The sequence below is a fragment of the Thalassobaculum litoreum DSM 18839 genome (assembly GCF_900102465.1).
Classification (GTDB): Bacteria; Pseudomonadota; Alphaproteobacteria; order Thalassobaculales; family Thalassobaculaceae; genus Thalassobaculum; species Thalassobaculum litoreum.
The window spans coordinates 54,986-72,589 of sequence record NZ_FNBW01000007.1 but is presented as its reverse complement, the minus strand read 5'-3'; the positions used below and the strand labels follow the sequence as shown (position 1 = coordinate 72,589).

The 17,604-nt window shown below is 63.1% G+C and carries 18 protein-coding genes; 3 read left to right on the top strand and 15 right to left on the bottom strand.

All coding sequences use genetic code 11. The annotated features are described in order from the left end of the window. The first annotated feature begins 17 nt into the window (after positions 1-17). Positions 18-434 carry a thermonuclease family protein gene (locus tag BLS34_RS12380; RefSeq protein ID WP_175474205.1) on the top strand — a complete coding sequence of 139 codons (417 nt, stop codon included), beginning with the start codon at positions 18-20 and terminating at the stop codon, positions 432-434. On the opposite strand, the gene BLS34_RS12375 is transcribed toward BLS34_RS12380, so the two are convergent. Beyond that, the gene (locus BLS34_RS12375) at positions 431-1,099 is read right to left on the bottom strand and encodes a DUF4376 domain-containing protein (RefSeq protein WP_093150712.1); all 669 of its coding nucleotides are present in this window, start codon (positions 1,097-1,099) and stop codon (positions 431-433) included. The two genes, BLS34_RS12380 and BLS34_RS12375, sit on opposite strands and share 4 nt — an antisense overlap. Before the next feature lie 53 nt (positions 1,100-1,152). Here BLS34_RS12375 and BLS34_RS12370 point away from each other — a divergent pair, with 53 nt between their 5' ends. Then, entirely contained in the window at positions 1,153-1,536 is a 384-nt protein-coding gene (locus tag BLS34_RS12370) for a hypothetical protein (protein ID WP_093150710.1), read from the top strand. Between the two features lie 99 nt (positions 1,537-1,635). Here the strand turns inward: BLS34_RS12370 and BLS34_RS25440 are convergent, their stop codons facing one another. Genes BLS34_RS25440 through BLS34_RS12340 form a run of 6 tightly spaced genes read right to left on the bottom strand, consistent with a single transcriptional unit; the run spans position 1,636 to position 12,235 of the window. Beyond that, positions 1,636-3,738 (bottom strand): LamG domain-containing protein, encoded by a 2,103-nt coding sequence (locus tag BLS34_RS25440; protein ID WP_139189278.1) that lies wholly within the window; start codon positions 3,736-3,738, stop codon positions 1,636-1,638. Beyond that, entirely contained in the window at positions 3,738-4,685 is a 948-nt protein-coding gene (locus BLS34_RS12360; RefSeq protein ID WP_093150706.1) for a hypothetical protein, read from the bottom strand. Before BLS34_RS12360 ends, BLS34_RS25440 begins: the two co-directional genes overlap by 1 nt. Positions 4,686-4,697: 12 nt before the next feature. Continuing rightward, on the bottom strand, positions 4,698-5,576 hold the full coding sequence (locus BLS34_RS12355; protein ID WP_093150703.1) for a hypothetical protein: 879 nt from the start codon (positions 5,574-5,576) through the stop codon (positions 4,698-4,700). A 3-nt stretch (positions 5,577-5,579) separates the two neighbouring features. After that, positions 5,580-5,975 carry a hypothetical protein gene (locus BLS34_RS12350; protein WP_093150701.1) on the bottom strand — a complete coding sequence of 132 codons (396 nt, stop codon included), beginning with the start codon at positions 5,973-5,975 and terminating at the stop codon, positions 5,580-5,582. 3 nt (positions 5,976-5,978) lie between these two features. Further along, on the bottom strand, positions 5,979-7,571 hold the full coding sequence (locus BLS34_RS12345) for a hypothetical protein (RefSeq protein ID WP_139189276.1): 1,593 nt from the start codon (positions 7,569-7,571) through the stop codon (positions 5,979-5,981). Next, entirely contained in the window at positions 7,568-12,235 is a 4,668-nt protein-coding gene (locus BLS34_RS12340; RefSeq protein ID WP_093150696.1) for a coiled-coil domain-containing protein, read from the bottom strand. Before BLS34_RS12340 ends, BLS34_RS12345 begins: the two co-directional genes overlap by 4 nt. Before the next feature lie 82 nt (positions 12,236-12,317). Here BLS34_RS12340 and BLS34_RS12335 point away from each other — a divergent pair, with 82 nt between their 5' ends. After that, entirely contained in the window at positions 12,318-12,638 is a 321-nt protein-coding gene (locus tag BLS34_RS12335) for a hypothetical protein (protein ID WP_093150694.1), read from the top strand. A 42-nt stretch (positions 12,639-12,680) separates the two neighbouring features. Here BLS34_RS12335 and BLS34_RS12330 read toward each other — a convergent pair whose 3' ends face one another. The 8 genes from BLS34_RS12330 to BLS34_RS12295 all read right to left on the bottom strand — a co-directional run bounded on the left by BLS34_RS12330 (position 12,681) and on the right by BLS34_RS12295 (position 17,593). Continuing rightward, on the bottom strand, positions 12,681-12,866 hold the full coding sequence (locus BLS34_RS12330) for a hypothetical protein (RefSeq protein ID WP_139189274.1): 186 nt from the start codon (positions 12,864-12,866) through the stop codon (positions 12,681-12,683). Positions 12,867-13,021: 155 nt separating this feature from the next. Next, complete coding sequence (locus tag BLS34_RS12325; RefSeq protein ID WP_093150689.1) at positions 13,022-13,465, bottom strand: hypothetical protein; 444 nt, start codon at positions 13,463-13,465, stop codon at positions 13,022-13,024. Between the two features lie 55 nt (positions 13,466-13,520). Then, a complete protein-coding gene (locus tag BLS34_RS12320) occupies positions 13,521-13,940 on the bottom strand; it encodes a hypothetical protein (protein WP_093150686.1) in 420 nt (139 codons plus the stop codon). Between the two features lie 90 nt (positions 13,941-14,030). Next, positions 14,031-14,474: a hypothetical protein gene (locus BLS34_RS12315; protein ID WP_093150684.1), complete on the bottom strand. Its 444-nt coding sequence runs from the start codon at positions 14,472-14,474 to the stop codon at positions 14,031-14,033. Beyond that, on the bottom strand, positions 14,474-14,869 hold the full coding sequence (locus tag BLS34_RS12310) for a hypothetical protein (RefSeq protein ID WP_093150682.1): 396 nt from the start codon (positions 14,867-14,869) through the stop codon (positions 14,474-14,476). Before BLS34_RS12310 ends, BLS34_RS12315 begins: the two co-directional genes overlap by 1 nt. Next, complete coding sequence (locus BLS34_RS12305; protein ID WP_093150680.1) at positions 14,869-15,183, bottom strand: hypothetical protein; 315 nt, start codon at positions 15,181-15,183, stop codon at positions 14,869-14,871. The genes BLS34_RS12310 and BLS34_RS12305 overlap by 1 nt, the downstream gene beginning before the upstream one ends. Continuing rightward, positions 15,180-16,040, bottom strand: coding sequence for a hypothetical protein (locus tag BLS34_RS12300; RefSeq protein ID WP_093150677.1), 861 nt, complete (start codon positions 16,038-16,040; stop codon positions 15,180-15,182). The genes BLS34_RS12305 and BLS34_RS12300 overlap by 4 nt, the downstream gene beginning before the upstream one ends. Continuing rightward, positions 16,037-17,593, bottom strand: coding sequence for a class I SAM-dependent methyltransferase (locus tag BLS34_RS12295; protein WP_093150674.1), 1,557 nt, complete (start codon positions 17,591-17,593; stop codon positions 16,037-16,039). Before BLS34_RS12295 ends, BLS34_RS12300 begins: the two co-directional genes overlap by 4 nt. Positions 17,594-17,604 lie beyond the last annotated feature (11 nt).

Below are 17,604 nucleotides of genomic sequence, written 5' to 3'. Positions count from 1 at the left end.
CGGCCGATCTTCTCGCTATGCGATATCTACTGATCCTGCTGTGCCTGATAGCCGCTCCGGCGGTGGCAGAGCCGTGGACGGTGAAGCTGCGGTCACCGGCGGCTTACGATGCAGATACCCTGTATGTCCTGGTGCCGAGCCTGCCGGAATCCCTGCAGCGCATGTCGATCAGGGTGATGGGCATCGACGCACCCGAGATCCGCGGCAAGTGCGAGCGCGAGAAGGTTCACGCCCGTGCCGCCCGCGACTTCGTGCTGTCAGCGCTCAAGGGCGAGGAGGTCGTGACCGTCGATGTGATCGGCTGGGACAAGTACGGTGGCCGCATCGACGCCCATGTAGCGCTGCCGGATGGTCGAGACCTGGGCACTGTGCTGGTCCGGGCCGGGCTCGCTCGGGTTTACGATGGCGGCGCCCGTCGGGGATGGTGCGACTAGCTGGGCCAGGAGCCAGAGCTGTCGATGCTGCCGGCGGCGATGTCGATCAGATCCAGGTCGGCGCCATCCGCCGCATCTTCAACCGCATCCTTCAACGCACGAGCCCGCACAAACAACCCGGACGCCCGGGTGAACGGCGCCGCCGCGACCGCGATCATCTCCGTTGGAGTCAGCATGTACTCGATGTTGTCCGCCGCACCGAACGGCATGACGGGATCGGTGATCTCCGCGGCGGCCAACTGTGTGGCCCGCAGAGACAGCGCGATCAGGTTCGCCTCGTCGCGGGTATTGCGTATATCCGGCTCTACCATCACGGACCCATCACCCTTGATGTCAACCGCATCTATCGGCAGGTAGATCCGCCGGTCCCGCTCCTCGTTAATGGCCGCTCGCATCACCTCCTTGCGTTCGGCCAAAGTGAAGTCGGTCACCGTGTATTGCCGCTCCACCGTCTCGGTCTCGGTGTCGGCTACGTAGACCGGCCCGGTGACACGCTGCCACTGCGTTCCGGCCGGCCGCGTCCCGGTGATCGGCCACAGATCGTGCGCCCGATAGTCGGCGTCGGTGGCGTTCGGGCCGGGCGTCCATCCCTGGAAGGTCGTGCCGGCACGGATATTGATGCGGAGGATTTCACCCTCCACGACGTGAGCGTAAAAGTCGGCCATGCGTTGACTCTCCAACGATTGGAACTGATCCTCCTTTCAACCAGGAGGGGCATATGGAGCGGGTGGAGTTTGATACTTCGATTTCGGTCGATGACGTGATCATCGAGGTGCACGGCAGCCCAGACTTCAGATGGTCGCCGTTCATGAAGAAGCAGTTTCGAGAGGGGAACCGCCTGACCGCGGCGCTTTTTAAGAGCGGTGACACCGGAGAGCCCCTCCGGCCCGGCGACATTCTTATCCCGAAGTTCGGGGACGATCTCTCAGGCGCAATCACTCCACAGATGGTTCAAGCCGCGCTTCTTGGGCCGCTCGACACCATATTTGACGTCCGGATCACATATCCGCCCGGGAAACTCTCGGTGACGGATGCGGAGAATATGTCGTGGCAGATATCGAAGCTGACAATCCGTCTGCGGATACAAATGCGACGAAAGTGAAAGCGGTACCGTCCATTCGTTTGCCTTCCGGAATTGATCGGGCCGGCCGCAGTATGGCGTCGGTCTCACGCTCGAATTCGCAGAAATAATCTGATGCCATCATTCGTCCCCTCTCACAGACCCGCCATCGACAGGGCCGTTCTGCGGTGTGAAGTTGTTCCCGTTGCCGGACGAGTCCGTGCCCAGGTGGAAATTCCGGTTCAGGTACAGCGCGGGCGGGATGCCGGTCGGAAGCTCTCCCCGCTCTCCGAGATAGACGGGATAGCCAAACGCATCGACCGTAAGCAGCCGGTTCGCCTCTTGGGAGAAGTCGATGTACTGGCCGGGATAGAACGCGAAGAACCCGATTTTTCCGGGCCACCAATCGCTTGCCGACGCGGAAAGTGCCGCTCCGCCGACCGCTGCGATATCGACCGAAAAATCTATCGCGTCATCGGCATAGTTGTTCCATGTGATTGTGCCGACCGCCGCACTGTCTTTGTAAAGGTGGCGAAGGCTGGTGCTCGATAGGTCTATGCAGAGATGGTAAATCTCCCATACCCCAGAAGACGACAGCGTCGCCTTGTTGAGGTTGAAGATCGTTGTGTCGGCGCTGTTCTTGCCAATGACCGCAAGAGTGCCGGTCGATCCGAACTCGATATAGAACTCTCCGCCCGTGCTGCTGTCGTTCAAGTGGAAGATGCGGCCGCCCGCCGACGTGTTGCGGACTATCGCCCAGACCACCGAGAAAATACCGCTTGCAGCCGCGCCGTTGAGGGCGGAAGTGCGCTTGAGGAACTGTGTGGTTCCGTTCCCCTGCATACTCCCCGCCCAGTATTCGTTTGGACCTCTTCCACCGGGATACGGCCCGCTATTCACCGTCAGCGTGTTGCCGTTGCCCGACGCATCGCGGCCAGGGTCGGCGGCGTTCAGCGGCCAGTAGGCTGTCGGGGCCGTACCGGTCGGAAGCTCGCCGTTGGCGCCCAGGTCTTTCGCCTTGCCGGTGGCGGTGTCGAAGAAGCCCGACAGGTCGGCGTGATAGGCGTCATCGAACCAGACGTCGGAGAGTTCTCCGTGGTAATACTGAGAGCCACTTACCTGCCCTCCCACTCGATAATCAGACCTTGTAAGGTCAAACGTGTCGTTAGTGTATGTGTTCCAAGAGACGGCAGCGGCTTCACCGTCGATAAGCACCTGCCTGTTCGAGGGGTTAGACAGGTCCAGAGATATTGCTATCGTTCCGTATCTGCCAGCCACCGCAATTGGGCTTACAGTACAGGCAGCAGCTAATATCAATACCGTCGATGAGTTGAATCCCTGAATATTTATCTGGGTTGATGTGAATCCAACGGAAAAATAACTTCCCCCGATATCGAAAACCATGTGGTTCCCGAGGCTTGCTCTCTTGAATGTAAAAACGAGCGTTATTGCCTTGCCATCTGATAGACCTGAAATGCTTGTCGTTGAAAGGTTATCCGCCGACCCATCAAACGTGCTCGCCGCCGGATTGTACTGGTTCGGCCCGCGCCCGCTCCGTGCGACAGTTCCATTCGCGGTAATCGTGCCGCCCGTACCGTCGTTGCGATATGGGTCGGTCGGGTCATCCATCGGGAGGGATAAGATCCCCGTTGTCGGCGGCTTTACGTAGAAACCGTCAGCGGTGATGAAGTCGCGGCGGTTCGCTTCGACGGATAGGTCGCGGTATGTGTAGTCGAGATAGAGCCCAGCGAGACGGCCCTTTAGTTTGTTCCCCCCTGTAGCCTCAGCACCAATCCCGTGAGCGTCGCACGTAAAATCAATGTCGTCGTTTGAGTACGTATTCCAGGTTGGGGACGTGGCCCTGTCATCCACGTACCAGTGGCGGTTACTGGAATTAGTCAGGTCGACACTTATCAGGTGGTGCTGAAAAGTGTTTTGTGTGAGTGCAGCCTCAGCGTCTACTGATAGAATTGTGGAGCCCGCCGCATTCCGTGCCACAAAGCGCATGCGCCCAGAGAATGTGCGAAACTCAAATCTGTCGTTCCCGCTGTTTTTACCGGATAGCACATAAAAGAATGTGTCATCGGCGTATATCCAAACTGAGAACGTAAACGTCTTCCCATCCGCATTCCCGACCAGATCGCTCCCCCGCGACCCGTAGTCATTCACCCCGTCGAGGTCGATGCCGACAGGTGAGACGTTGCCAGCAACCGGAACTGCGAGACAGTTGAACGGATAGGTCATTACGCGATGTCCTGAACGTCGAGGGCGACTGAGGTGATGATCGGGGCGCCGGAGGGGCGGAGGAGGAACTGGACGACATCTGTGCCGCTCTCCGTCAGCGTCGGCGCGGTACCGCCTGCCGCTCGGATCGCCGTGCTGCCCGTGCTCTCCCAGGTGACCGATGCGGTTCCACCATTGATGAACTCAACGGAGACGACCAAAGACAGGCCAGACGGAACATTCGTGAAGTCAATGTCCGTGATATCGGCCGAGACCGTGACGACAAAATCGTTGCCGTTGGCGAGGTTGAAGGTGAGTGCGCCAGACGAGTCGTGGGTGATGCTCGATGTGGCGGCTGCTGGTTTGATCACCGGCTTGTCGTTCATCGTCAGCCCGTTCGGGCCGAAGTCGAGGATCTTACTGCCGTCAGCGGAGTATGAGGTCTCTCCGGTCGCCGTGCGGGTGAAGCCCGTGTCCGGGTCGTTCGCCCAGGACATGCCAGGGGCGCCGATGGTGCCGTCACCGGCCGCCGAAACGGTTCCTGTCGCCCCCGTCTTACCGGAGATGGTCACCGTCCACGCGGCAATCGTGCCAGAGCCCCCGAAGTCACCGGCTGCTACGGTGAAAGCAAGCGCGCCGGTGCCGCTGTCGTAGCTGTCGACGGTGCCGGTCATGTAATTGGTCGGCGTGCCCGTCTGGAACGCGGTGATGATGTTGCCGGCGGCGAAGCCCTTGCTTGCCTGGATCGTCAGCGCCTTTGATCCGGCCCCGATTGTTTCAGACGTCGTGGAGGTCGCGGTCAGGGTGGAGCCGACACCGGTGATCCGCGTGTTGAGCTCCCGGATACCGGCCTGCCACATGCCCTCCCAGCGCTGATAGCTCTGGCCGTTGACCGTGATGGTCGTCAGGTGCCCGCGGTTGACCCAATCGGAATCCTGGAAGGTAACGCCGTCGAGTACGATCGTCATCGGTTTCTCCTGCTATGCGACGACTTCGCGGAACTGATAGGTCGTGCGGAAATAGCCGTAGGTAGCGGCCACCAGAGGGTCGATGCGATCGATGGTGGCCGGGAAGGACCGGCGGTGCCGGTGCGTCGTGTCGTCCGGGTCCCAAGCGACGAATACCTGCTGCGAATTGCCCAGCGTGTAGATCTGGTCGAGCATGTTGGCCATCGCTTCGTCTTCGGGCGTGAGGCCGAATTCGAAGGTGATCCGCCGGCGCTTCTCGCGCTCATCGTAGTAGTCAGCACCGCCCAGGGACGTGACCCGGATTGAGGCGTCCTCCGCGCTGATGTTTGACCCGTACCAAGCGTTCAGGGTCGGCTGGTAACCGGCCGCCACAATCAGGCGGCTGAGCTTCAGCCTGCCCTCAGCGTTTCCGGTGTCGTTGATCTGCACCAGGACATAGCGGCCGATGACGGGCGTTCCGAAGATCTCGAACCACGGCACGGGGAAGATGGCGCGGTTCTCTGCCGTCAGCTTGCCGTCCCACAGCTCAGCGTCTTCCCAGAGCACCGAGTCCAGCGGGTAGACCTCTCGATAGACCAGGCTGTCGACGATGCTGCCCTTGAGCTCGGTCAGGGCCGCATCCTCGTAGACGTAGAGGGAGACGGTCGCGGCGGCGCTGAAGTTGTGCCACGGAAGGGCGGCGCCCTTGATCGATCGCTGAGTGCCGAGATCCAGCAGGAGCTGCGTGGAGTCCGTCGTCAGATCGAGCGACCACGCCTCGTGCGCCCGGCGATCCGTCGACAGGTTCGACAGTGGGCGGTCGGGCAGCCACAAGCCGACGTCGCTGGAATACGACGGCGAGAAGTATGTGGCTTGCCCGAGGTCTGGCCCGAGCATGAGGACATTCGCCATCGGTCAGCCGGAGAAATAGTTGACCCGGACGGACGTGCTGCCGGCGTAGGTGCCGGTCGACGTCACGACCATCCGCAGGCGATCACCGAGAATGCCGGAGCGAGCGGTGTTGTCTGAGGGTGCAGCGCTGATGCTCACCGCGCTGGAGACGGCCGCCGCTGCCAGACACGTCATGTAGGCCCGGTCTGTGCTCGTGGTCTCGTTAAAGCGGGCGATCTTGATCCACGTCGAGCCCTCGTCCAGCGAGGTCTCCATGTCGACATCCACATCGGTGCCGCCGGACCCGTATGTGAAGATCAGCTCGAATGCGACCCACGACTTGCCCGTGAAGCCGGTCTTGGTCGCCACCACCTCACCGGTAAGGGCCGTCGTGATCTCTTGCGTGCCGAAAAGTGGCATGGCTTATCCCCACAGAATGAGAGTGGTTACGGACGCGTCGGTCTGCTCGTCGAGGTCGTCGATGATGCCGACCACCCGAAAGTTCCGGGTGTCCCAGTCGAACCGGCCGATCGGGATTGAGATGGTCTGCAGCAGCTTCACTGCGGCTGCGGCTTCGGTCGGCAGATCGACCTCGACGATGAAGCGTCGAACCCCGAAGAGATCGACGATGCGGGCGGCGGCCGTCGTTGCCTGAGCGGCAGTCGTGAAGAGCGTCTTGCGCTCGAACGGCCGGGCGAGGCGGTGCTTGACCTTGATCTGCGAGTTGTCGTTCGCGACCCGCCTGTTTTCCTCAGCCGCAAAGGCCCGAAACGCATTCGTCGCACTGCCGGCGAGATCGTCCCCGGCCTGGACGGTCCAGTTCCGGCGGTACAGCACCACGCCCTCGGATATCGGAAGCGGGCTTCCCGGCTCAGAGCCGGATAGGATCCGAAAGCCCTCGCCGCTGCGCCGGTACAGCTGCGAGCGCTCAAACGTGTGGTCCGCTTCAAGCGCCGGCTTCTCCAGCCGCGCGAACGTGAAGACACCGCTGCGATCGTCAGTCCAGGTTCCGAATGCGCCGGCGAGGATGTCCCCGAGGACAGAGCCTATCGAGCGTTCCTGAGTGCCGATCCAGATGCCGATGGCCTCCGGAGACACCGCGTCCAGCTCGTCGACACCGGCGATGCTGCCATCTGCGACACCGCGGGCAAGGAGGATGCGCCGGCTCAGCTGACCCGCTGTTGTGGTGGCGGCCGACCCTTCCTGCGCGGTGACGGTGATCGTGCCGGCCGGGTTGGACTCCAGGCGGATAAACCAGCCCTCAGGCCCGAAGTACCACCAGATCTCGCTCGAGGGCCCCGTGGCGTGGGTGAAGTCGGCCCAGGTGTTCTTCTGGACCTTCGTGGCCGTGAGGACGACGCCCTTGTCGTAGATCGTGGTGGGCGCCGCGCCGGAAATCGGGATCGTGGAATTGTCGGAGAGCTGCCAAATCCGCTTCGACGTGTTGACGAACAGAACCGGGACGTTCTCGTTGTAGCCCAGCCAGATCGGCTTATAGGCGTCCTTCAGGTCGTCGGCCGTGCCTTCGACGCCGTCGGGCAGCGCATTGTCGCCGGCATAGCGCAGGATCTGGACGGGGAGCGATGCCACCTCAGCCTGCCGGTTGCGAAGTTGGAGTTCGATCACTCCGTCCGCATAAGTCGACAGTGCGGTGGTGCCCTCCAGGTAGAGGTCCATCTCGCTGAACTCGGGGTCTCGGGCCCGGCCGGTCACCGCATCGATGAAAGACAGGGGCTGGCCGCGCCATAGCCGGATCAGTTGCCCGTCCACGCCGGCCAGCTGCAGATCGTCCAAGCCGCCGTTTCGGTTGTTCAGCTTTGAGACACCGAAGTCCACGTCCGGGGCGCCGGTCACCGACCCCCTGCCGAAGGCGTGCCGCTCGAAGTTCCCGGCCTTAATGATCCGCGGCTCCCATCCCGCAGGCAGGCCGACGATGTCATGCGTCGAGAACGTCCAGGTCCGAGAGCCGCCGTCTGTGTCCGTTGCAGCGGTCTGCTGCAGCACGTACATGCTCATGCGGCGGCCGGCTTCGCAGCGTTTCGCTCAGCGGTGGAGGCCATGCGCTTCTGAGTAGCGTTGCCCTCCTGCAAGGCTCCTATGACACGAACCGAACCGGTGGCGGTGACCTGCGTCAGCTGCCGGAAAAGCTCGGCGTTGTCGCGGCGCAGCGCCCGAAGTTCCTCCGCCATAGCCGCCATGTTGTCCTGTCGGGAGACGTTGACCACCTCGCCGGCGGTCACGCGGACCCGCGGCATCATCAGGTTGTCGTTGCCAGCAGCACCGCCGACCGTGAACGACCCACCCGTGGCGAACCCCTGGCGTCCATCCTCAAACTGACCCGCCTTCAGCCAGTGGTCATACCCGCTGGCGAACCAACCGGCTTCGATGCCGGCAGCCACGTCGGGGTTGTTCGTCAGATAGGCGTTCTGCCTGCTGATGAACTGGTCGGCATTGATCGTCCCACCGCCAATGGAGTCCGGTGCGGCGACAGAAGATCCGACCGAACCAGAAGAGCCGCCGGCGGCGCCGGTGTTCGGTGTGCCGCCGGCCGCGACGATGCGCAGATTTTCCAGAGCCGTCACCGCCGCCGCCAGGCGCGTGTCGATCGAGGTGAGTTGGCTCAACTGCTGCTGCTCAATCGTCTCAAGCGACGCAGCGGTCGAGTTCAAGGCCTTCTGGACCAGAGCGAAGTCGCGCAGGTATCCCTCACTGCTGGCATAGTAGGCGCGCGACGCCTCCAGCAGCGTACGGGACAGGTCCGGCAGCCGGTCGATCGCGTCCTGCGACAGCGTGTCGAAGGGTGTGCCGTCATTGGCCAGCGCGAGGGCGCTCTCGAACTGGGATCGCGCCTCGTTAACCCGGTCAAGGGCGGACAGCGGGGAGAACTCGGGATCCGTCAGCAGGCCCTGCGCCGTCTGCCGCAGAACACGGCCAAACCGGCTGGCCGCGGACGACACCGCGTCGAGGGCGTCCTTCTCCAACTCCAGCGCTTCCACGCGCATGGTCTGCTCGTAGATCAGCGCGTCGTACATCTGCCGCTCTTCGGCAGCAGCGCGAGCATCGATCAGGCCGCCCATGGCAAGGTCAGCGCCCTGCACCTGGCCCTTCACCTCGGACAGCGCGTTGATCAGAGACTGGATCTCGCCGGAAGTCAGGCCGGCAACGGCGGCAGTCAGGCGGCCGTCGATCACCGTGGCGAGGGTCTCAGCCGAAACCCCGGCGATCGCCGCGTCCTTCGAGAGCTGATCAAGCTCGGTAGCCAGCGCCATGATCTGGCCGAACTGACCGCCAACGCCGGCAGCCTCCGCGCCCAGGCTGGCGCGGAAGGCCTCCTTCATGTTGTCGTTGGCCGCCGCGAAGTTCCGGCTTAGATCGTCCGTGGTGAGCCCCAGGGCCTCCGCGCGCTTCTTCGCCTCGTCGAACGCGTCCGACATCTGGTCGAGCGCGGTCTCCAGCGGACCAGCAGCATCCAGAACAGGGGCGAACATAGACCGGAACGTCTCGCCAAAATCGAGATCGGACAGCAGGCCTTCGACCGTGGTCGCGACCGTGTTGCGGGCAACGGTTTGCAGGTCGGCGTTCTCAAAAGTGAACGCCTCCTTGATAGCGAAGTTGAACGCCTCGAAGATCGCATCCGTCTGGCTGAGACCTTCGGCTATACGCTTCTCAGCCTCGCCACGGATGAAAGCATTAACCTCAAAGCCGGCAACCCGGTCCTTGCTATTGCCGTCCTCCGGGCTGGCATAGCTCGCCACACGGAACCGCAGGGACTCGTCGATCGTCGCACTGAACCGGTCGGCCGAGTTTGCAATGATCTCCGCAATCGCCTCAGCGATCGGACGCATGGACTCAGCGTTGCCGCCATTGTCTGCCGTCAGGAACTCGAGCGGGTTGACCGCGTTCGGACCGAACTGCAGGTCACGGCCAAGACCAGGCGAGAAGTCAGCGATACCGACCGGCCCGGACGTCGGACCGGGGCCGATCAGACCCATCTGGTAGGCCGTGAAAGCAGCCATAGCAGCCAGTGCCGCTGGCCCGGCCACGCTGCTCAGCAGTTGAGCGCCGCCGGCCGCCTGCATTGCGCCCTGAGCGGCAATACCAGCCTCAGCACCGAAGATGGAAGCTCCCGCAGCCGCCGACTGGGCGGGGAAGATGCTGGAGACGATGCCGCCAATGCCTTGGGTCACGCTGTCGCCGATGAAGTTCAGCGCCGACAGTGGGTTAAACCCTCCTTGCCCACCGAACAGCGAGCCGAGGCCACCGCTGTTCTGATTCGCCGCTGCCGGCAGACCGAACAGCCCAGGCATGCCGCCAACAACGGACGTCGCGATCGGCATGACGATCGTCTGCGTAGCCGCGGCAGCAGCCACGTTCGCGATAGCCCGCAGGAGCGTCGTCTCCATGAACTCCGCAAAGTCCACCGTCTCGCCCCGCAGCATGTCGTAGAAGCTGTCGCCGAGAGCCTCCTCGGAGAAGTCGCGGATGTTGGAGAAGGTCTTTTCGTAGGCCTTTTCCACCTCCTCGGCCGCCTTCTCCTGGGCCTTGGCCGACTTTTCCGCTGCTTGCTCGGACTCTCGGTCCTTTGCGATCTTCTGCTGGATCGCGCGCTCTTGAGCGTTGATCTGAGCGACCAGTTCACGTATCAGACCGGCCTCGATCTCAGTGCCCCTCAGCTTCAATTGCTGAACGATGAGTTCGGCCTCACGGGCGTCCGTGACGGCGTTGATCGCGTCCGTTCCTTCGTCATGGGCGCGGCGGAGGTCTTCTTGATACCGGAGCTCGTCCTGAAGCTCCTCGATCGTCTCCGTGCGACGCTCGTTCAGGCGGGCGGCTTCCTGCTCCTGGCGCTTCGTCTCCGCTGCGGCGTCAGATGCGGCCTTGGCCGAATTATCATTCGCCTCGGTCAGATCCATCTTCTGCCGGACGAGGCGGGCGATCTCCTTCCCCTCGTCACTGGTCGCCGAGACGTTGGCCTTTGTCTGCTCTTCGAAGATCGCCTGCTCGACGCGGGCCTCGCGAACAGCTTTGGCGCCGGCCTGGTAGGCGGTCGCCAGCGCCTGCTGGAACTTCACCTGCTCCTGAAGGGTGGCGATCGTGGTCGACGTCTCGGAATTGTCGTTCGCGCGGGTGTCCCTCAGAATGCCGAGCCGCGCCGTCAGGTCATCAATTACTGCCGCCTGAGCATCGTATTCCTCGTTCAGACGAGCCTGCTGCCGTTCGTACTCCGCCAGCACATTCTTGATCGGCGTCGGCACCGCCCCGCCCGAAGCCGCGACATTCGCTCTTAGCCCGTTGACGAGCCCTGTAATGCGCTCGGCCTCTGCCGCCGTCTCTGCCATCTTCTGATCGGCGGTCTGAAGAGCGGCCTCGAGAACCAGGACTTGCTGAGATTTCAGTTCCTGGTTCGCGTCCCTCAGGCTGGCTTCGAAATCCTGTGATCGCCCCTGGACCGAAGCAAGCGTGCGCTCATACTCACGAAGCGCATCCTCAGCCCCTACAGCGGATTCCGCGGTGTCTGCGAGGGCATCGCTCGAATTCATGAAGTATAGCGCTGTCGCGCCGGCGACTGCACCAACAGCGCCAAGCACGGCGCCAAGTGGGCCAAAGAACCCGAGAAGCTGACTTCCCTGCTGTGTAAGAGTTTGAATAAAACTCGTACCCATCTGCAACTGGACGGCCATGTCTGCCGCCTGGAAGCCGACTTGCTGGAGCACCAGTCCATAGCCGCCAAATGCACGACCACCACTTGCTGCCATGCTGTGGAAGCGCTGCATGCTGGCGGCGTGCTCTTGCAACTTCAGGTTCTGAAGTTCGACCTGCAGTCCCTGGATTGAGGACCGCCACTGGTTCGTGGCAGTCGAGGCAGCCAATTGGCTGGCACCGGTGCGCTGAATAGTTGTCGCATAGGCTGTGTACTGGTTCTGAACCGCCTGAATGAGGCGTGCCTGCTCCTGCTGCCCCAAATTAGATCTTTGGACGGCGGCAGAGTAGGCGGTGACCTGGCGCTCAGCAGTTGCTATTGCTGTCTCTTGTCGCTTGAAGGCGCTTTCAAAAACCGCGGCACTTTGAGCGGCCGACTTGTTCGCTAGGGCAGACCGCAGATATTCATCGTTAGCTTTTGCGGCGGCTCGTGCGGCGGCATCGGAGGCACGCTCGGCCTCCTTCATTGCTGCCTGCCTAGCACGCTCCTCTCGCTGCGCCGCCTGAAGCGCCCCTTGCTGTTCAATGAGCGCGCGAGAGAACAAAGTTGTCTTTTGTCGGATCTCGTCCGCTCTGCCGCTTGTCTCTCGGACGGCATTAGAGTAGCGATTGAGTTCTGCCGCTGAACGTTCGATCGCTTTCTGTTGGTCCGCCGACGCTGCCGCGGAATTCTTAATGGTATTGCCAAACGCCATAATTCGATTGGTGGCCGATGCTACCGCAGCCTCCTGGCGTCGCACTGCCGCCTCTGCGGAACGTGCGTTCGCAGTCACATTCTTGGTCGCATTTGCAGTCTGCTCCGCAGCGATGCTGGCTTCCCGCATGCCGCTGCTGCCGCTCGCCGCCCGCGCGTAAGCCTGCTGCATGTCGTTCGCGGCCCGAGCCGCCGAAACCATCGCCGCACGCATTTCGTCGGTGCGACGCAGAGCGGCGTCGTCGTTCTCGGTCTCGAAGCGGAGTTTGACTGTAGGGGTCGTCATAGAGACCTCCCATGAACAGCCACCACGAGTTGCAACGCGGTGACTTGTCATTCACGCTGGCGCCGCCATTTAGGAGGGCGCCATGACAACCATGATCAGAATTGTTGTGCTGATTGGGCTCTTTGCCGCTCCGGCGAGCGCTACTCAGCCTCAGCCCGACGATTGTCGGAATTTCGCAGCGAAGTCTCAGAAGGTCGCCGACGGCTTCAACGACATGATCGACCTCGTTGAATCGCTGACCAGCCCTTACGAACCGACTAGAACACTCAACATCGCGATTTCGGACGGAGCTATTGAACGAGAGCGAGTTGCCAAGGCTGCAGTCATTGAAGCGCTTCAGCGTTATCGCGATTCGGTAGATGTTTTGGCTGCTGAAATCCGGTCTTGTCAGCCAATTCAGTAAGCCATAACACCACAAGGCGCTGCTGCGCGGTGCTGTTTCGCGTCACCTCAGCAGCGCCCGGCTGTATTCCAGGTAGGCCCTGTCCATCGCATCCGCGACCGTGATGAACTCGTCGATCGCATCTGGGGCGACGATGCCGATCCCGTGGGCGTAGGCGATCAGTTCGGATACTGGAATCTCCAACGGGAAGACCTTGCCGTTCGGTGTGATGGCCCGGGGCCGTCTCATCGAGCACCGCCAGAAGCCGCGCCAGATCCAGTCGTATGGATCTGGGCGTTCCAGGGTCTCGAGCCGAGGATCCATCCTGCCGACCCGATTGGACTCAGTCAGCAGGCGCCGGGCGTGCTCCCCGACTGGATCCTCGTACGCTCCGTAGTGAAGCGTTACTTCGACGAGCCCCGCGTAGCTTTTCCCTTGGCTTCGACCGCCTTCGCTCGGTAGGCGTCGTCGTCCTGGGCAAAACGGGTGACGAGGTTGCGGAACGGGCGGTGCTCAGGGTCGGCCAGGATCGCGGCGGCAGTATCGACGCTGTAGGGGAGGTTGTTGCCTTCCTCGTCGGTGAAGCCCTGCCAATCCACGAGCACATGCTCCGCTGTGCACCGGGCGGCCTGCTTATCGTAGGACACCTCCATGGGCCCGCTCAGCGTGCCCTTTTGGGCCGCGTCGCGGATGGCCGGCGGAATCTTGTTGTAGGCTTTCAGCCATGCGGAATTGCCGAGCCGGGCGACCTTGATCCGCACCGGGGACTCGTCTTCGTTGTAGCCGATCGTGTGCCAGACGCCTTCGGCTTCCTTCTCGATGTCCGTCTTGAACTCGCTGAACTTCATGGTCGCGCTCCTCAGAGGAAAGCCGGCCGCGGCTGAGTAGCGCGGCCGGTTTGGATTACGAGGTCAGGGTGGAGAGGTTTCCGGCCGCCTGGAAATCGACGGTCGCAGTGGCAATCTGACCAGCCGAGCCGGAGTACGGCTGGTAGTTGCCGAGCACCACGAGGCACCGGCGCTTCGGGTTCGCCGCGCCGACCGCAACGGTGCTGTCCGGCGTGATCTCCAGCAGGACGGAGCCGCGGTTTGCCATGATCGCGCGGATCGTGGCGTCCACACCGCCGGTGACGAACGACTGGTTAAAGGTGATCGTCCCGGAGAACTGCCGCAGTCCCTGGACGGACTGGTCGGTGTCGTCGCCCATGGAGGGACTATTCTGCAGCGAGAAGCCTTCCGTCAGCGCCACCTGCGTGACCTGCTCCGACAGGTCGGTGGAGTTGATGATCACTTCGGCGTTCGTCCAGACGAGACGAGTGCCCATGGCTGTGCTCCTTTCGGTTTTCGCCCGCTAAGCAGGCACGGTGAAGCGCCGCCGCGGGCGCGGACGGCGAGGCCCCGGCTAGAGCGGGGATCAGGGTTGGGTGAAGGCGCCTTGGGCCAGTTCGGGACCGACTATCGAGGCTTCGGTGTAGATGTCGGTGCCGAGACCTTCGGTCCAGCCGATGTCTGGGAAGTAGCCGACTGCCGTCCCGATCTCGACGGCCTCACCGAACTGCAGGTCGGCCAGTTTCGCTAGTTCCTGCGCCCTGGACGGCTCGATGAGGCCTTCATACTCACCGGAGGCTGGATACGGATTGCCGCGGCGGATCCTCGGGTTGAGCTCGGCGTCGTCCAGGGTTCCGATCGCGATGCGCTGGTTCGCTGCCGCATAGCCTGACCAGACGACGGTGTTGTCGACGATCATGTTGAACGTCATCGACACCACCAGGCGCATGGCCTCAGCACCGGCGTCGAGAAGCTGCTCCTGGACCATTGCGTCGAACTGGCGCTCCAGCGCCGAGAGGTCGTTCAGCATCACGCGCTGCGGACCATCCGGGCGACCAGCATCCACATGGACAACCCGTTCTCATCATCCGGCATCTGGCGGGGCTCACCGGCGGCCGACACATCCTGGTAACCAGCGATCGACGTGGCGGTAAGAGCATCGCGGATCGCGTGGATCTTGGTGCTGCCAGCGACCGCTCCTCGCCACCGAAGCCGAAGTGTGACCATCGAGACCCGCAACTCGCCCGTGTTGGCGACGTCGCGGTTGCGCGGCTCCGGCCCGCCGGCATCGGCTGCGAACAGAGCGTTTTGAGGCACCCTGTCTCCCGCCGGCCGTACCAGCCCCAAGAGCGCGTTGGTCCCGACCGTCAGATCCAGTCCGAGGCCAGCCAGATGGTTCAGGAGGTCAAGCGCCGGCTGGGCCATCAGAGCATCGCCCTTCGTTCGCTGTCCGTGCCGCGGAGGTTCTCGACCTTTCGGAAGGCCTCGACACGCCACGCTGTCGAAGGGGGCGAGGCCGACACCGAACTGCCCTGGAGCAGGAAGTCACCGACGGCGACGTCGGATGCCAGATAGACGATCGCCCGAGACACCGCCTCAGTCCCGTCCGACCGGGTGAAAAGCTGCTGCGACTCCTCCCAGCGGCCAAGGATCTCGGTCCGGGTGTAGCCGATGGGGTCTCCAGCCGCGTCGGTGCCTGTTGGGGCCCAGCGCGTCACAGTTTGCGTGAGGTTCCTCACAGGTCAGCCATCCAGAGGCGCAGGAGGCTGTCGAAATCGCTGATCGACTTGCTGCAGTCATGTCGCATGCTGTCGCAGCGGCAGAACTCGTCCGGCATCGCGAACGTGACGCGCTCAGCCGCCAAGTTTGGCCCCACCAGCACCTCAGGGCAGTTCATGTGGCCGTGGCCGCCCAGGACGCAGAGATGCGGTACAGACGCCGCGATGCTGAACGGCAGCAACCACCCAACGCCACCCACGGTGCACGCCGCACTCTGGATGAGGTCGACCAGATCCTGAACGCTCAACTCGCCGCGGAGATAGGCCTCGTCGAACTCCGGCAGATCGCCAACCAGGCGCTCGTGCTCGTCGTCGATGTCGGCGACCAGGATCACGTGAAAGCCGGCAGAGCGCAGCGCCTGCGCCGCAGTTCCCACATACCCAGGATCTGGGCTTCTGGCGTGGTCAGGCCACTCCGCCCGCTCTGTGACCGGACGGACCACCGCAATCGGCCGATCACGATTCCAGACGGTCGCTGACCGGGGCAGCGTGAGGGAGCGCGGCATATCAGACAGCCCGGCGGCGGCGCCCATCGCGTCGAGCATCGGCAGACCATCGGTGGCGCTCAGGTGATAACGCATGCGGACCTGCACGGCCCCGTTCGAATCCTCGGCCCAGCGGCCCGGTTCCTGCCGCGCGATGTTCTTTGCCTGCGTCCGCAGCGGCGAGACCGCTCGGGCGAACTGCACGTCGAGATCGCTCAGCAACTCGGGCCACGGCGTAGAGATCAGCACGTGGTCCTTGGCGAGCAGCGCTTGAACGATCGCCCGCTGATAGACCGAATCCCCCAGGCCCTCCATACCCTGGACCCTGATCATGCAGCACACCGAACGGCCAGCATGGCGTCCAGCGCCTTCACGACGTCGGGCACCCCCACCTTCGACACGTCAAGCGCGGCGTAGCTCGAGCCAACGACGGACGGCGGGACGGTATTGAGCCAGAAGCGCCGATCGAAGTGGTTGTGATAGAGCATGACGGTCGGCGTGCCGAGAGCGGCGCCAACGATGGTGTTGCCCGCCGGGAAGCCGACGATCCCCGAGGCGCCACGGAGAAGGCCGAGCATCTGATCGATGTTGGTCTTGCCGGACAGATCGACCACAGGCCCGCCGGCGCGACTGGAGATCCCGCCCTGGTCCCAGCCCGCTCCCATGACGACAACGGTGCGGTCCGCGGACAGGGTCTCGAAGAGCTTCCGGATCTCGTCGCGTCCGAAATGGGCGGTCCACTTGTGATAGAAGCCGCCGTCCACAAAGAACGCGACCACGTATTCGCCGAAGCGCTCTCGATACTCCCGCTCGGCCTCGACCTGGGCCAGCGACCGGAACATCGGGTAGCGCCAGTCCGCCTTAGCATCGGGCTCGACGTCCGAGAGGCTTCGGCCAGCCCCAAGCGCTCCGTTGAAAGCGACGAGATAGTCGCGGCCGCACACGTTTGGGATCACTGCGCGGCCATCGGTCCGATAAGCCTCATGGAACGCGGGCCGGCTCCCTGTCTGCGAAACCGTGCCCTGGTACGACACGAACGGAGCCAGGCGCACGAAGTCGGCCGCTCGGTTCCGGTCCCGCGCTTCCTCGACCCAGACGTCGACCACGGCTCCCCACCCGCGCGCTGCCATCAGCCCCTGCAGCTTGACCAGCGACCAGTAGCAGTCGCCGATCCCCGGCGGCAGAATGACCGTTGTCCGGCTCTCACGCGGAGCGCGGCAGTCCAGCAGCCACTTGCCCGGGATCGGGTGTCCGGCCGCTTCACAGGTGAAGCCGGTCGCGGACAGAAGCTCGACCAGAGCGTCGATGCCCAGCAGCCAGAGGTGCTCGACCTCTTTCCAGTGGTGGCGGCCTTCCGGCTCCTCGAATGCCGGGAAGTCCAGCAGCAGTCGGCCGCCCTGCTTCAGGATTCGGCGGACTTCCAGTAGGAACTTCACCGGATCGGGCACATGCTCGAGAACATCGTGGATGGTCACCACGTCGAAATGATCGGCCGGGAAGTGGATAGCCTCCAGCGCTGCCGAATAGGTCCGTTCAGGGACCATCGACGCATCATCGGCCAGATCCTGACCGAAGGCGTCGAGCCCACGCTCGCAGGCCTCCACCACGAAGGCGCCATTCGCGCAACCGACGTCCAGAAGGCGGGCGCCGGCCGGGATCCGGTAGGCGTCCAGGCGCTTGCGGGCCACGTTGCGATCGTGGGCGAAGCTATGGGTATAGTGCCCATCGTGGTACTGGCGCCGATACCAGTCGGCGTACTGATCCAGGCTCATCTCGACGTGCTGGTGGAGCGCACCGCAGCTCTGACACTCACGGACCCGCAGGCCGTTGCGCTCGAAATCACGGAAGGTCGTCGCCGCGCAGAGGCAGCTTGAGATGAGGTCCACCGCGATCTCCT

Excerpts from the sequence above, each read along its gene's own strand:
- BLS34_RS12360 (WP_093150706.1), bottom strand. The coding sequence starts at position 4,685 with ATGACGATCGTACTCGACGGCGTTACCTTCCAGGATTCCGATTGGGTC.
- BLS34_RS12375 (WP_093150712.1), bottom strand. The coding sequence starts at position 1,099 with ATGGCCGACTTTTACGCTCACGTCGTGGAGGGTGAAATCCTCCGCATC.
- BLS34_RS12300 (WP_093150677.1), bottom strand. The coding sequence starts at position 16,040 with ATGATCAGGGTCCAGGGTATGGAGGGCCTGGGGGATTCGGTCTATCAG.
- BLS34_RS12310 (WP_093150682.1), bottom strand. The coding sequence starts at position 14,869 with ATGGCCCAGCCGGCGCTTGACCTCCTGAACCATCTGGCTGGCCTCGGA.
- BLS34_RS12355 (WP_093150703.1), bottom strand. The coding sequence starts at position 5,576 with ATGGCGAATGTCCTCATGCTCGGGCCAGACCTCGGGCAAGCCACATAC.
- BLS34_RS12350 (WP_093150701.1), bottom strand. The coding sequence starts at position 5,975 with ATGCCACTTTTCGGCACGCAAGAGATCACGACGGCCCTTACCGGTGAG.
- BLS34_RS12315 (WP_093150684.1), bottom strand. The coding sequence starts at position 14,474 with ATGCTGAACGACCTCTCGGCGCTGGAGCGCCAGTTCGACGCAATGGTC.
- BLS34_RS12380 (WP_175474205.1), top strand. The coding sequence starts at position 18 with ATGCGATATCTACTGATCCTGCTGTGCCTGATAGCCGCTCCGGCGGTG.
- BLS34_RS12370 (WP_093150710.1), top strand. The coding sequence starts at position 1,153 with ATGGAGCGGGTGGAGTTTGATACTTCGATTTCGGTCGATGACGTGATC.
- BLS34_RS12340 (WP_093150696.1), bottom strand. The coding sequence starts at position 12,235 with ATGACGACCCCTACAGTCAAACTCCGCTTCGAGACCGAGAACGACGAC.
- BLS34_RS25440 (WP_139189278.1), bottom strand. The coding sequence starts at position 3,738 with ATGACCTATCCGTTCAACTGTCTCGCAGTTCCGGTTGCTGGCAACGTC.
- BLS34_RS12335 (WP_093150694.1), top strand. The coding sequence starts at position 12,318 with ATGACAACCATGATCAGAATTGTTGTGCTGATTGGGCTCTTTGCCGCT.
- BLS34_RS12320 (WP_093150686.1), bottom strand. The coding sequence starts at position 13,940 with ATGGGCACTCGTCTCGTCTGGACGAACGCCGAAGTGATCATCAACTCC.
- BLS34_RS12330 (WP_139189274.1), bottom strand. The coding sequence starts at position 12,866 with ATGAGACGGCCCCGGGCCATCACACCGAACGGCAAGGTCTTCCCGTTG.
- BLS34_RS12345 (WP_139189276.1), bottom strand. The coding sequence starts at position 7,571 with ATGAGCATGTACGTGCTGCAGCAGACCGCTGCAACGGACACAGACGGC.
- BLS34_RS12325 (WP_093150689.1), bottom strand. The coding sequence starts at position 13,465 with ATGAAGTTCAGCGAGTTCAAGACGGACATCGAGAAGGAAGCCGAAGGC.